Raw genomic sequence first — 14,220 nt, 5'->3', positions numbered from 1 at the left:
GTGTGAGTGCATTGGGAAAAATTAAAGAGCTCGAATTATCTTTAGCCAACAAAATAGCTGCAGGTGAAGTGGTAGAAAGACCAGCTTCTGTTGTGAAAGAATTGTTGGAAAATGCAATTGATGCTCAAGCTACTCAAATTGATATTACGATTAAAGAATCAGGTATTCAATCTATTAGAGTCGTAGATAATGGAACAGGCATTGAAGCAGACGATATATCCAAAGCTTTTGGTAGACATGCGACAAGTAAAATTAATAACGATTATGATTTGTTTCATATTCGTACGCTTGGTTTTAGAGGAGAAGCTTTGGCGAGTATTTCATCAGTGAGTAGAGTGACGATGAAGACTTGTACAGATGGTATGCTTGGTCATGAAGTACGCGTTGAAAATGGTGAAATTACAAAAAAACAACCTGCTAAAGCTAAAAAAGGTACAGATATTCTTGTTAAAGATTTATTCTATAATACGCCAGCAAGATTAAAATATGTTAAAAGTTTGTATACTGAACTGGGTAAAATAACGGATATAGTGAACAGAATGGCAATGAGTCATCCAAATATCGCATTTAATCTCGTATCAGATGATAAAACAGTTATTTCAACAAATGGTTCAGGTAGAACAAATGAAGTAATGGCTGAAATTTATGGCATGAAAATTGCGAAAGACCTTGTACCAATTAATGGAGAAACAGATGATTACGTCGTAAATGGTTTTATTTGTAAACCTGAGCACACGAGAAGTAATAGACATTATATTTCTATATTTATAAATGGTCGATATATTAAGAATTTTGTACTTAACAAAGCGATTATAGAAGGTTATCATACACTATTACCAATTGGCAGGTATCCAATCGTTTATTTAAATATTGAAATGGATCCGATTTTAGTAGATGTTAACGTTCACCCGACGAAACTAGAAGTAAGACTTTCTAAAGAACAACTACTTTATGATTTGATTAATCAAAAAATTAAAGAAGCATTTAGAGGTATGTCATTAATTCCAGATACATCTTTAGAAAAGCAAAAACCTAAAAAATCACAAAAAGAAATTTTTGAGCAACAAAGAATAGATTTTGAAGCCAAAAGAAATCAAAATACAACTCAATATCAGCACATATCTGATAAAACTGAAAGTGTCGAAGAAACTGAAAAAACAAATGACTCTACTAGTAGAGAACCTTCATCTTCTTGGCAATTTAAAGATAAAACTGAACATCATTCGGTTATTCAAGAAGATACTATCAGTCAAGAAGCTAATAGAGATATAGAAGTTCCACATGATGAACCCGAGCAGGTAGAGAATAATGAAGAAAATTATGAAGTTCAAGATACAGTAGAACATGTTGATACACCATATCAAACACCAATTGAAGAAGAGCAAGTATCTGAAGGGCCACGTGTACCGTATATGGAAGTTGTAGGTCAAGTTCACGGAACATATATTGTGGCACAAAATGATACGGGCATGTTTATGATTGATCAACATGCAGCGCAAGAACGAATTAAATATGAATTTTTCAAAGAAAAAATTGGTGAAGTCACAAATGAAACACAAAGTTTATTGTTGCCATTAACATTTAATTTTTCTAAAGACGAGCACATGATTATTGAAAAGCATTTACAATCACTTGCTGAAGCGGGCGTATTTTTAGAACCAATTGGTCATCATGATTATATGGTCAGTGAATATCCGGTTTGGTTACCTAATGTTGATGCAGAAGAAATTATAAAAGATATGATCGATTACGTGTTAAATCATGAAAAAGTTGATATTAAAAAATTAAGAGAAGATGCAGCAATTATGATGAGTTGTAAGAAATCTATTAAAGCTAATCATTATTTAAGAAACCATGAAATGAGTCATTTGATAGATGAGTTACGAGAAACAACCGACCCATTTACTTGTCCGCACGGAAGACCAATTATTATTGAATTAACGACGTATGAATTAGAGAAATTATTTAAACGCGTTATGTAGGAGGATAAAATGAATAATCATATATTACCAGCTATTCGCTCTATGAAAGATATGGAAAAATTCTTTAAGATGGATTACGAGAGATGCGTTTTATTAGATACACATATCGGACATTTGCAAGGTATTTTAGAGCAAATGAAAAAGCATCAAAAAGAAGTGATGCTTCATATTGATTTAATAAAAGGTTTATCAAATGATGAAGCAGCTGTTGAATATGTTATACAACAATATAAACCACATGGCATCATATCAACGAAATCAAAAATTATTAAGCGTGCAAAAAAATTAAATACGTTAACCATATTACGTGTATTTATTCTTGATAGCACTGCGTTAAGTAGAAGTATTGAACTTATTAAACAATCAGACCCTGATCTAGTAGAGGTTCTGCCAGGTGTTGCTACTAAAGTAATCAAAGAAATCAGTGATAAAACAGGTAAGCGAATTATTGCGGGCGGTTTAATTAATACTAAAGAAGAAATTGATTTAGCAATTGAAAGCGGTGCACAATATGTTACGTCTAGTGATATTACAATTTGGTAAATCTATTTGACAACGTTTTCATAAAGTATTATACTTCTAATTAAGTTAATATATGAGATGAGTAAATGAGACCCTCTACGAAAAGAAACTATGCGTTAAATTTGTATAAATTACTATATAAATATTATGTGTAGTTCAACGTAGGGGGCTTTTTATGTATTAGCATATTTTATTTAGGAGGGTGTTTAATATGAGTGAATTTTTAGGAGAATTAATCGGTACAGCCATCTTAATATTGTTTGGTGGTGGTGTGTGTGCTAACGTCAATCTAAAAGGTACACTTGGTAAAGGTGCAGATTGGATTGTTATATCATTAGGTTGGGGACTAGCTGTTATGCTTGGCGTTTATGCAGTTGGAAATGTATCCGGGGCGCATTTAAACCCAGCTGTTACACTAGGCTTTGCAATTGATGGATCATTCCCATGGTCTAAAGTTGTTCCATTTATTGTGGCACAAATGCTTGGTGCTATGATTGGTGCTGCTTTAGTATGGGCTACTTATTTACCACATTGGAAAAAAACTGAAGATCAAGGTGCTAAATTAGGTGTATTTTCTACTGGTCCATCTTATCCAAACTATGTAGCAAACTTTATGAGTGAGATTATTGGAACTATGATCTTAGTTATGGGATTATTATTTATAGGAACAAATAAATTTACTGATGGCTTAAACCCATTAATTGTTGGTTTATTAATTGTAGCAATTGGTTTAAGTTTAGGTGGTGCGACAGGTTATGCCATTAACCCAGCTCGTGATATCGGGCCACGTATCATGCATATGTTATTACCAATTCCGGGTAAAGGAAGTTCAAATTGGAAATATGCGATTGTACCACTATTAGGGCCTATTTCAGGCGGTATGTTAGGTGCTGCATTATTTAACATTTTCTTTAACGGGGTTGTAAACGGATTCGTTATTTTCTCAATCATCTTTACTGTGATTGTCGTATTGTCTGGTATTTTCTTAAATAAATCAATACTTAAAGACGAAGTTTCAGAAATTCTGTAATATACAAATTTATAGGAGTGTTTAATATGGAAAAATACATTTTATCAATTGACCAAGGTACAACAAGTTCAAGAGCAATACTTTTTGATAAAGAAGGTACTATCAAATTTGTGAGTCAAAGAGAATTTAAACAATACTTCCCTAAAGGCGGTTGGGTTGAGCATGATGCTAATGAAATTTGGACATCAGTATTAGCAGTTATTTCAAGTGTACTTAATGAAAATAACATTAGTCCAAAGCAAATCGAAGGTATTGGTATTACAAACCAAAGGGAAACTGCAGTTGTATGGGATAAAAACACAGGACGTCCAGTTTATCATGCAATTGTTTGGCAATCTCGACAAACTCAAGACATTTGTACAGAATTAAAATCTAAAGATTTAGAACCAATTTTCAAAGAAAAAACAGGTCTATTATTAGATCCATATTTCTCAGGTACAAAAGTAAAATGGATTCTTGATAATGTTGAAGGTGCTAGAGAAAAAGCTGAAAAAGGCGATTTATTATTCGGAACAATTGATACATGGTTAATCTGGAAATTTACAGGTGACGTTCATGTTACAGATTACTCAAACGCAAGTAGAACATTAATGTATAACATTTATGACTTAAAATGGGACGAAGAATTATTAGAATATCTTGATGTACCAGCTTCTATGTTGCCAGAAGTTAAACCTTCTAGTGAAGTATATGGTTATACTCAAGAGCATCACTTCTTCGGTGAGAAAATAGCAATCGCTGGTGTAGCAGGTGACCAACAAGCTGCATTATTTGGACAAGCATGCTTTGAAAGTGGAGAAGTTAAGAACACATACGGTACTGGTGGATTTATGTTAATGAACACTGGTGAAAAAGCTGTAAAATCTGAAAGTGGTTTATTAACAACATTAGCTTATGGTCTAGATGGAAAAGTAAACTACGCACTTGAAGGTAGTATTTTCGTATCAGGATCTGCTATTCAATGGTTAAGAGATGGATTAAGAATGATCAAATCAGCACCAGCTTCAGAAGATTATGCTAATCGTGTTAAATCTACAGAAGGCGTATACGTCGTACCAGCGTTTGTTGGTTTAGGTACACCTTATTGGGATGCAGATGCTAGAGGTGCAATCTTCGGCTTAACACGTGGTACTGAAAAAGAACATTTCATTAGAGCAACTTTAGAATCATTATGTTACCAAACTAGAGATGTGTTAGAAGCAATGGAAAAAGATTCTGGTATTAATGTTGAAACATTAAGAGTTGATGGCGGCGCTGTTAAGAATAATTTCTTAATGCAATTCCAAGCTGATATTGTAAATACGCCAGTAGAAAGACCGGAAGTAAATGAAACAACTGCATTAGGTGCAGCATACTTAGCTGGATTAGCAGTAGGTTTCTGGAAATCTAAAGATGAGATAAAACAACGTTGGAAATTAGAAACAGAATTCAAACCTGAACTTGAAGAAGAAGAACGTGAAAAACTTTATAAAGGTTGGAAAACTGCAGTAAAAGCCACTCAAGCTTTTAAATTAGATTAAGTTGTGTTATCATATAGTTAAGTTAATATTTCGTAGAGACATGAGAGGCTTTGTTCGTACATTTTTTGTAGGGATAAGTCTCTCATTTTTTTACATTTTATAGGAGGAAATGGTTATGCAACAATTATCAGCATTAAATCGTAATCAAGTTAAAGATCAACTTAAAAATACTGAATATGACGTAGTTGTTATCGGTGGAGGAATCACTGGTGCAGGTATCGCTTTAGATGCAGCGCAACGTGGTATGAAAGTAGCATTAGTTGAAATGCAAGACTTTGCACAAGGTACAAGTTCTAGAAGTACGAAATTAGTTCATGGTGGTTTACGTTACTTAAAACAATTCCAAGTTGGCGTAGTTGCTGAAACTGGTAAAGAAAGAGCAATCGTTTATGAAAATGGTCCTCACGTAACAACACCGGAATGGATGTTATTACCTTTACACAAAGGCGGTAGCATGGGTCCATTTACAACATCAATCGGTTTGAAAGTTTATGATTTCTTAGCAGGTGTCAAAAAAGCTGAACGTCGTACAATGTTAAACAGAGAAGAAACAATTAAGAAAGAACCACTTGTAAAACAAGACGGTTTAAAAGCTGGTGGTTACTATGTTGAGTACCGTACAGATGATGCTCGTTTAACAATTGAAGTTATGAAACGCGCACGTGAGTTTGGTGCAGATATCATTAACTATGCTAAATCAAATAAATTCTTATACAACAAAAAGAAAAAAGTATCAGGTATCGAAGTAACTGATTTATTACAAAATGAAATTTTCGAAATTAAAGGTAAAAGAGTTATCAACGCGGCAGGTCCATGGGTTGATGAAGTACGTGGTAAAGACTATTCAACAAACAATAAACAACTTAGATTAACTAAAGGTGTTCATATTGTTATTGACCAAAGCGTATTCCCATTAGGTCAAGCTGTATACTTTGATACAGAAAATGATGGCAGAATGATCTTCGCGATTCCTAGAGATGGAAAAGCATACGTTGGTACTACTGATACAATTTATGATAATGATAAATCTTCTCCAAAAGTTACAGAAGAAGATCGTCAATATTTATTAGATGCTATTCACTATATGTTCCCAACTGTTAAAGTTGAAGATAAAGATATCGAATCAACATGGGCTGGTGTTAGACCATTAATCTTTGAAAAAGGTAAAGATCCATCAGAAATTTCTCGTAAAGATGAGATTTGGGAAGGCGATTCAGGCTTACTTACAATCGCTGGTGGTAAATTAACAGGTTACCGTCATATGGCTCAAGATATTGTTGATTTATTAAGTAAACGCCTTAAAGAAGAATATAAATTATCATTCAAACCTTGTCGTACAAAAGAAACTTACATTTCTGGCGGTAACGTTGGTGGTAGTAAAAATTATGAATCATTCGTTGAAAGCAAAGTTAAAGAAGCTAAAAACTACAACTTATCAGAAGATGCTGCACGTTATTTAGCTAGAAAATACGGATCTAATGTAGATGAAGTATTTGCTATTGCACATGCTACACAAGTTGCAGATGTTAATCTTCCAATCGAAGTATATGCTGAAGTTATTTACAGTATTCAAAAAGAAATGGTTCATAAACCAACTGACTTCTTAGTACGTCGTTCTGGACGTTTATACTTTGATATTCAATATGTATTAGATCATAAAGATGCAATTGTTGAAGTAATGGCTCAAGTATTAAATTATGATAATGATACTAAACGTGTTTATAAAGATGAATTAGAACAAGCTATTAAAGAAGCGGTTAATCCAAATGATCAACCAGCTATTGTTAAATAATTTATAAATCATTTATTTATACCTACTGACAATTTTTTGTCGGTAGGTTTTTTTATATATTGTATGATTGATTTGTGAATATATTTTTAAGCGCTATAGATTTTGCTATAATGTCTTATAAGGGAGGCGCATGTCTTTGAGACGATTTAATCATAGAATTACATTATCTACAGAACAAACTTTAGAAGTTACAATCGATAAAACGGATGAAAAACCGTTTGGAATTATACATATACTGCATGGTGTGGCTGAACATAAAGATAGATATGATGCAGTAGCAGAATATTTATGTAAAAGAGGTTATCATGTTTTACGTCATAACCACAGAGGTCATGGTATGGACATAGAAGCTTCTTCAAGAGGTCATTTTAATGCATTACAAGATTTAGTCGACGACGTTAAAGAAGTAAGGGATACGTTTAAAAACGAACTGAATCCAGAATTGCCATTTATATTACTTGGACATTCTATGGGTTCGCTAGTAGCGAGGCAATATGTTCATGACTATCCTAATGATGTAGATGCTTTGATACTATCTGGGACGGTTGTTTATCCTAAAATTCAAGGTAATTTAAATTTATATGCATTAAAGTTTGTGAATTTATTTTTAGGAAGTCGCACAAAATCAAAGTTTATTAATAATATTGCTTTTAAGACAATGAATAGACAACATAAAGATTTAAATAAAGATCATAAATGGTTAAGTCAAAGTGATGAAAATCGTGAACAATATGAAAAAGATATGTATTCAGGATTTCCAATTTCTCATAAAGTACTACTAGAAACAGTTAAAGCAGCTGTACAAACTAAGAAAATCAGTTATATAAAAAAACAAAATATAAATATGCCTATCCTATTAGTGTCAGGTAAAGAAGATCACTTTGGTGGATTTGGTAACGGCATTAAACAATTAGCTTCTATTTATAAACGTTCTGGAGTCAAACATGTCACAGTACAATTATATAAGAATAAACGTCACGAAGTGTTATTTGAGACAAACCGTTATGCAGTGTATGAACATTTATATAATTGGTTGACGATACAAATTAAACAATTAGAAAAAGAGGAAATATCCAATGAATGAAAAACCATTAATTGCAATAGTAGGTCCTACTGCAGTAGGTAAAACAGAATTAAGCATTAAATTAGCCAAATCTTTAAACGGTGAAGTTATTAATGGTGATGCCTTTCAAATTTATAGAGGTTTAGATATTGGAACAGCAAAAGTAACTGAAGAAGAAAAAGAGGGCGTTGTTCATCATTTAATAGATGTTTATGAACCAGATGAACCTTATTCAGTATATCAATTTAAACAAGACTTCGAAAGAATTGTTAAAGATATTCATGATAGAGGAAAATTGCCAATACTTGTCGGTGGTACAGGTTTATATGTACAGTCGGTTTTATATGATTATAACCTTGAAGAAGAGATAATTAGTTCTGAAAAAATGGAAATAACAAAAAATAAATTAAATAAATTATCTAAATTATCAAATATTGAATTGCACAATTATTTACATGAGATTGACCCGAAAACCGCGTCATCAGTGCATCCAAACAACCGAAAAAGAGTGGAACGAGCAATTGAATATTACTTAAATACGAAAAAAACTTTAAGTGAAAGAAAGAAAAGCCAGACATTTACTGGAAAATATAGTACAATATTAATTGGGATAGAAATGTCGCGCGAAACATTATATCAAAGAATTAATATGCGCGTTGACATGATGTTGGAGCGAGGATTATTAAGAGAAGTGTCTAATCTTGTTGAGAAAGGATATCAAAATTCTCAAAGTATGCAAGCAATTGGATATAAAGAATTGGTACCAGTAGTAAAAGGAGAAATAGACATAGAAACCTCTACAGAACAAATCAAGCAAAATTCAAGAAGATATGCCAAACGTCAAATGACTTGGTTTAAAAATAAAATGAATGTGACTTGGTTTCAACGGGATAAACAGTCTTTAACAGAAATCGCAGACAACGTAATCCAATTATCCAAGTGAAGGGGAAAGTCATATGGCAGAGAAAGAAAATATTCAAGAAGTTTTACTTAAGAAATTCAAGTCAGAAGGAACTGAACTTACAGTATTCTTACTAAATGGATTTCAAATGAAAGGGAAAATTGTCGACTTTGACGACAAAGTTGTATTATTAGATATTCTCGGGAAAGAACATCTAATTTACAAACATGCTATCTCAACTTTCGTAGACGCTCAAGATGATGTAAATCAAGATAGCGAACAATAATTATATTTGAAATAATAAGCGGCTAGGACATTATTATGTCTTAGCCGTTTATTTATGTGAATCTCACTATAATACTGCTTCTATTGAACTTCTTAATTGTTCAGGATTTTTTTGTGGAGAAAATCGATTCACAACTTCTCCGTCTTTATTCACTAAGAACTTAGTAAAGTTCCATTTAATTGATCCATTTAAAATACCTTTTTTAGCAGAAGTGAGATATTCATATAAAGGATGTTGTTCAGAACCTTTAACTTTTATTTTTTCATGCATTGGGAAAGTTACACCATAATTTAATTTACAATTTTGGTATGCTTCGTAAGAGTCACCGGGTTCTTGATTACCAAATTGATTACATGGAAATCCTAATACCACGAAATCTTGATCTTTATAATCTTGGTATAAAGCCTCTAAACCTTCAAATTGAGGTGTGAATCCACATTCACTTGCTGTATTAACTATTAAAATTGCTTTTCCTTTATACTCAGATAATGAATATTCTTCACCGTTCGTTTTTGCAACAACGAAGTCATAAATTGACATTGCCATCACTCCTTTTCTTAATTCTATTATAATCAAAAATTTATCAAAGTCATATCAATTTGCATGCATGTTTATATGTTAAAATATATTTAAAGTGAGCGTGATAAAATGAAAAACGATATGAAGTCAACAAAACATGAAATAGAAAAAGTAATCCTGTTAGCAATTCATGATAAAAAAGATGATGAAGCAACATTCAAATCAACAGTTCAAGAATTGGAATCTCTTGCTGTCACAAGTCAACTAGAAGTAATGGAAGTCTTTACTCAAAAAAGAGAACGACCTGATCAACAATATTATTTTGGTAAAGGTAAAATAGAAGAAGTCATTGAATATATCGAATTGAATGATATTAAAGTGAATGCAGTTATCGCAAATGATGAATTGACAACTGCGCAATCAAAACATTTAGATGAATTATTTAATACAAAAATTATAGACCGCACGCAATTGATTTTAGAGATTTTTGCTCAAAGAGCTTCAAGTAGAGAAGGTCAATTGCAAGTTGAATTAGCACAGTTAGATTATTTATTGCCGAGATTATCTGGACACGGCAAAAGCTTATCTCGTTTAGGTGGCGGTATTGGTACGAGAGGTCCAGGTGAAACGAAATTAGAAACAGATAGAAGACATATTCGTACTAGAATGAATGAAATAAAACATCAATTAGAGACAATTGTTTCTCATCGATCACGATATAGAGAACGACGTCAACATAATCAAGCTTACCAAGTTGCATTAATTGGCTATACAAATGCCGGTAAATCTTCATGGTTTAATCAGTTATCAAATGATGAAACATTTGAACAAGATTTGTTATTTGCGACTTTAGATCCTAAATCTCGTGCAATTACGATAAATAACGGGTTTAACGTTATACTTTCTGATACAGTTGGGTTTATTCAGAAGTTGCCTACAACATTGATTGCAGCATTTAAATCGACTTTAGAAGAAGCGAAATATGCGCAACTACTCGTTCATGTTGTAGATGCAAGTCATCCACACTATATGGAACAGTATGAAACGGTTATGACTTTAGTCAATCAATTAGATATGGGCCATATTCCGGTGTTAGTCGTATTTAATAAAAAAGATTTAGCACCTTCTAATCATTCGGCAATATCAGGACAATCTATATTTGTTTCAGCAAAAAATTCTAATGATAAAGCTATATTTAAAGAAAAATTAGTCGATATGATTAAAGAGACAATGGATTATTATGAAATGGATATATCATCAAGTGATGCTGACAAATTATATTGGCAAAAAACACATACTTTAGTTGAAAAAATGGATTTTGATGAAGAAACAGAAACATATCACATAAAAGGTTATAAACAGAAATAAGAGGTAAATAAATGGCACAGAAATTAAAAGAATTAATTATTGATGTAGAAAAAGAATTAAGACCATACTTTGATCAAATCGAACAAAATGCTTTAATCGCTCAAGAACATGTACTTGATGCATTTCACGAAGTGAAAATCACTGAATCAGACTTAATCGGTACAACAGGTTATGGATACGATGATATAGGTCGAGATCATTTAGAAGATGTTTATAGTAAAGTATTTAAAGCTGAAGACAGTTTAGTAAGACCACAAATTATTTCAGGAACGCATGCAATAACATTAGCGCTTAACAGCCAACTGAAATATGGGGAAGAATTATTATATATTACAGGAACACCTTATGATACGTTATTAGAAGTAATCGGTATAAATGGTAATGGTATTGGAAGTTTTATTGAACAAGGTATCGCTTATCGAGAAGTACCATTGAAACAAAATAAAATAGATATTCATTCAGTGTTAGAAAATATTAATGAAAATACTAAAGTTATTGCGATACAAAGATCAAAAGGTTATAGTTCACGACCTTCATTAACAATTGAACAAATTGAACAAGCAATCAAAGCGATTAAAGAAGTATATCCAGATAAAATTATATTTGTGGATAATTGTTACGGAGAATTTGTTGAAGATAAAGAACCAATTGAAATAGGTGCAGATTTAATAGCAGGTTCTTTAATTAAAAATCCAGGAGGTGGTTTAGCTAAAATTGGCGGGTATATATCAGGAAAAGCTGACCTGATAGAACGTTGTGCATACAGATTAACGGCACCAGGAATTGGTAAAGAAGCGGGCGCATCTTTAGGGAGTTTGCCAGAAATGTACCAAGGGTTCTTCTTAGCACCGCATGTTGTCAGTCAAAGTTTGAAAGGCGCTTTATTTACTTCTCGCTTGTTAGAAAAATTAAATATGACAACGACACCACATTACCAAGATAAACGCACAGATATTATTCAATCTGTTACTTTTGAAACAAAAGAACAAATGATTGCATTTTGTCAGTCGATACAACACGCATCTCCAATTAATGCTCATTTTAGTCCGATGCCTAGCTATATGCCAGGTTATGAAGATGATGTCATCATGGCTGCAGGTACATTTATTCAAGGATCTTCAATAGAGTTAACAGCAGATGGTCCAATAAGACCACCATATGAAGCATACATTCAAGGTGGCTTAACTTATGAGCATGTTAAAATTGCGATAACGCGTGCTGTACAGCATTTAATCAAGCAAAATCTTGTTGAATTATAAAAGATGTAAGGTTTCCTGACATTCATTTGTTTTCTGAAAATTTATGTGCTAAATTTATAACAAGTTCTTACTAAAGGAGGCGGTCGTGCTGTCAAGAGACATAATCAGAAGAAACATGGCCGTTTTCCCGATTGGTGTCGTAATCAAGTTAACAGAGCTAACAGCTAGACAAATCAGATACTATGAAAGCAATGAGCTCGTTTCGCCCAAAAGGACTGAAGGTAATCAACGGTTATTTTCTTTAAATGACCTTGAACGATTACTGGAAATTAAAAATCTTATCGAAAAGGGATTTAATATGAAAGGCATTAAACAAATTCTTTTGGAAGAAGAAAATGACCTTTCTGATGAAGAACTGAAGATGAGAGAGCGGGTAATTAGAGGAACTTCTAAAACAGAGGGACCACTTAACCGTGGAGATTTATCAAGATTTTTTAATTAAAAACTGGAGGATAATCACATGGCTAAACAAACTTTTACAAAAGAAGATATTTTTCGTTTTGCTGACGAAGAGAACGTACGTTATTTGAGATTACAATTTACTGACATTTTAGGTACAATTAAAAACGTTGAAGTACCAATTGCACAATTAGAAAAAGTATTAAACAATGAAATGATGTTTGACGGTTCTTCAATTGAAGGATTCGTGCGAATTGAAGAATCGGATATGTATTTATGTCCTGACTTAGATACTTGGGTAATTTTCCCTTGGACAGCAGGAAAAGGTAAAGTAGCACGATTAATTTGTGATATTTACAATCCGGATGGCAAACCATTCCCTGGTGATCCACGTACAAACTTAAAACGTGTATTAAAAGAGATGGAAGAGTTAGGATTTACAGATTTCAACTTAGGACCTGAACCAGAATTTTTCTTATTCAAATTAGATGAAAAAGGAGAACCAACATTAGAATTAAATGATAATGGTGGATACTTCGACTTAGCTCCTACAGATTTAGGTGAAAACTGTCGTCGTGATATCGTTCTAGAATTAGAAGATATGGGCTTTGACATTGAAGCAAGTCACCATGAAGTAGCACCTGGTCAACATGAAATCGACTTTAAATATGCTGATGCTATAACAGCATGTGATAACATTCAAACATTCAAACTAGTTGTAAAAACAATTGCACGTAAACATAACTTGCATGCGACATTCATGCCAAAACCATTATTTGGTGTAAACGGAAGCGGAATGCACTTTAACGTTTCATTATTCAAAGGTAAAGAAAATGCGTTCTTCGACCCAAATGGAGAAATGCAATTAACGGATGATGCCTATCACTTTATTGCTGGTATCTTGAAAAATGCACGTGGATTTACAGCAGTATGTAACCCATTAGTAAATTCATACAAACGTTTAGTGCCTGGTTACGAAGCACCATGTTATATTGCATGGAGTGGTCAAAACCGTTCACCATTAGTAAGAATACCTGTATCTCGCGGGTTATCAACTCGTGTTGAAATTCGTTCAGTAGACCCAGCAGCTAACCCTTACTTAGCATTAGCTACTATCCTTGAAGCTGGATTAGATGGTATTAAAAATAAATTAACGCCACCAGAATCAGTAGATCAAAATATCTATGAAATGGATAGAGAAGAACGTGAAGCGGTAGGTGTACAAGACTTACCATCAACACTTTACACAGCTGTTAAAGCAATGAGAGAAAATACAGTTGTCAAAAAAGCATTAGGTAATCATATCTATCGCCAATTTATTCAATCTAAATCATTAGAGTGGGATTATTACCGTACACAAGTATCAGAATGGGAAAGAGATCAATATATGAAGCAATACTAATTGCTATTAACCCTCAAAGCATACGCTTTGAGGGGTTTTTTGTGTTTGGATTTATGGGGGAGTGTGTGGTGGTGATTGAGAAGATAAAATATGGGGGAGGAGTTAATGACAAAAGTCAGAGGAAGTGTAATTAAGGGCACCTATAGTAACAAAAGTCGTAGGAAGTGTAATTAAGTG

The 14,220-nt window shown here is 33.0% G+C and carries 12 protein-coding genes and 1 pseudogene; 12 read left to right on the top strand and 1 reads right to left on the bottom strand.

Features of this window, described 5'->3' with window-relative positions; all coding sequences use genetic code 11:
* The first annotated feature begins 11 nt into the window (after positions 1-11).
* From mutL to hfq, 8 genes are all read left to right on the top strand, one after another.
* The gene (mutL, locus tag CD035_RS10610; RefSeq protein ID WP_048542687.1) at positions 12-1,982 is read left to right on the top strand and encodes a DNA mismatch repair endonuclease MutL; all 1,971 of its coding nucleotides are present in this window, start codon (positions 12-14) and stop codon (positions 1,980-1,982) included.
* Positions 1,983-1,991: 9 nt separating this feature from the next.
* Positions 1,992-2,525, top strand: a complete 534-nt coding sequence (locus tag CD035_RS10605; protein ID WP_048542689.1) for a glycerol-3-phosphate responsive antiterminator — start codon at positions 1,992-1,994, stop codon at positions 2,523-2,525.
* A gap of 190 nt (positions 2,526-2,715) precedes the next feature.
* Positions 2,716-3,534: an MIP/aquaporin family protein gene (locus CD035_RS10600; RefSeq protein ID WP_048542691.1), complete on the top strand. Its 819-nt coding sequence runs from the start codon at positions 2,716-2,718 to the stop codon at positions 3,532-3,534.
* Positions 3,535-3,560: 26 nt separating this feature from the next.
* Positions 3,561-5,054, top strand: coding sequence for a glycerol kinase GlpK (gene glpK / locus CD035_RS10595; RefSeq protein WP_048542693.1), 1,494 nt, complete (start codon positions 3,561-3,563; stop codon positions 5,052-5,054).
* A 115-nt stretch (positions 5,055-5,169) separates the two neighbouring features.
* Positions 5,170-6,846 (top strand): glycerol-3-phosphate dehydrogenase/oxidase, encoded by a 1,677-nt coding sequence (locus CD035_RS10590; RefSeq protein WP_025905613.1) that lies wholly within the window; start codon positions 5,170-5,172, stop codon positions 6,844-6,846.
* A gap of 136 nt (positions 6,847-6,982) precedes the next feature.
* Positions 6,983-7,930, top strand: a complete 948-nt coding sequence (locus CD035_RS10585; RefSeq protein WP_048542695.1) for an alpha/beta fold hydrolase — start codon at positions 6,983-6,985, stop codon at positions 7,928-7,930.
* Positions 7,923-8,852, top strand: coding sequence for a tRNA (adenosine(37)-N6)-dimethylallyltransferase MiaA (gene miaA / locus CD035_RS10580; protein WP_048542697.1), 930 nt, complete (start codon positions 7,923-7,925; stop codon positions 8,850-8,852). The genes CD035_RS10585 and miaA overlap by 8 nt, the downstream gene beginning before the upstream one ends.
* Positions 8,853-8,865: 13 nt before the next feature.
* Positions 8,866-9,096 (top strand): RNA chaperone Hfq, encoded by a 231-nt coding sequence (gene hfq, locus CD035_RS10575; protein ID WP_048542700.1) that lies wholly within the window; start codon positions 8,866-8,868, stop codon positions 9,094-9,096.
* Between the two features lie 66 nt (positions 9,097-9,162).
* Here hfq and CD035_RS10570 read toward each other — a convergent pair whose 3' ends face one another.
* The gene (locus tag CD035_RS10570) at positions 9,163-9,636 is read right to left on the bottom strand and encodes a glutathione peroxidase (protein ID WP_048542702.1); all 474 of its coding nucleotides are present in this window, start codon (positions 9,634-9,636) and stop codon (positions 9,163-9,165) included.
* Positions 9,637-9,744: 108 nt separating this feature from the next.
* Here CD035_RS10570 and hflX point away from each other — a divergent pair, with 108 nt between their 5' ends.
* From hflX to glnA, 4 genes and pseudogenes are all read left to right on the top strand, one after another.
* Positions 9,745-10,983 carry a GTPase HflX gene (hflX, locus tag CD035_RS10565; protein ID WP_048542704.1) on the top strand — a complete coding sequence of 413 codons (1,239 nt, stop codon included), beginning with the start codon at positions 9,745-9,747 and terminating at the stop codon, positions 10,981-10,983.
* An 11-nt stretch (positions 10,984-10,994) separates the two neighbouring features.
* Positions 10,995-12,242: a methionine gamma-lyase family protein gene (locus CD035_RS10560; protein WP_048542706.1), complete on the top strand. Its 1,248-nt coding sequence runs from the start codon at positions 10,995-10,997 to the stop codon at positions 12,240-12,242.
* An 85-nt stretch (positions 12,243-12,327) separates the two neighbouring features.
* Positions 12,328-12,565 (top strand): annotated as a pseudogene (locus CD035_RS10555) (MerR family transcriptional regulator); the annotation flags it as partial.
* A 137-nt stretch (positions 12,566-12,702) separates the two neighbouring features.
* Positions 12,703-14,043, top strand: coding sequence for a type I glutamate--ammonia ligase (gene glnA, locus CD035_RS10550; RefSeq protein ID WP_048542707.1), 1,341 nt, complete (start codon positions 12,703-12,705; stop codon positions 14,041-14,043).
* The last annotated feature ends 177 nt before the right edge of the window (positions 14,044-14,220 follow it).

The organism is Mammaliicoccus sciuri (genome assembly GCF_002901825.1).
GTDB lineage: Bacteria > Bacillota > Bacilli > Staphylococcales > Staphylococcaceae > Mammaliicoccus > Mammaliicoccus sciuri.
This window is presented reverse-complemented; position numbering and strand designations above follow the sequence as displayed.

Excerpts from the sequence above, each read along its gene's own strand:
- CD035_RS10605 (WP_048542689.1), top strand. The coding sequence starts at position 1,992 with ATGAATAATCATATATTACCAGCTATTCGCTCTATGAAAGATATGGAA.
- CD035_RS10600 (WP_048542691.1), top strand. The coding sequence starts at position 2,716 with ATGAGTGAATTTTTAGGAGAATTAATCGGTACAGCCATCTTAATATTG.
- glpK (WP_048542693.1), top strand. The coding sequence starts at position 3,561 with ATGGAAAAATACATTTTATCAATTGACCAAGGTACAACAAGTTCAAGA.
- CD035_RS10590 (WP_025905613.1), top strand. The coding sequence starts at position 5,170 with ATGCAACAATTATCAGCATTAAATCGTAATCAAGTTAAAGATCAACTT.
- miaA (WP_048542697.1), top strand. The coding sequence starts at position 7,923 with ATGAATGAAAAACCATTAATTGCAATAGTAGGTCCTACTGCAGTAGGT.
- hfq (WP_048542700.1), top strand. The coding sequence starts at position 8,866 with ATGGCAGAGAAAGAAAATATTCAAGAAGTTTTACTTAAGAAATTCAAG.
- CD035_RS10570 (WP_048542702.1), bottom strand. The coding sequence starts at position 9,636 with ATGTCAATTTATGACTTCGTTGTTGCAAAAACGAACGGTGAAGAATAT.
- hflX (WP_048542704.1), top strand. The coding sequence starts at position 9,745 with ATGAAAAACGATATGAAGTCAACAAAACATGAAATAGAAAAAGTAATC.
- CD035_RS10560 (WP_048542706.1), top strand. The coding sequence starts at position 10,995 with ATGGCACAGAAATTAAAAGAATTAATTATTGATGTAGAAAAAGAATTA.
- glnA (WP_048542707.1), top strand. The coding sequence starts at position 12,703 with ATGGCTAAACAAACTTTTACAAAAGAAGATATTTTTCGTTTTGCTGAC.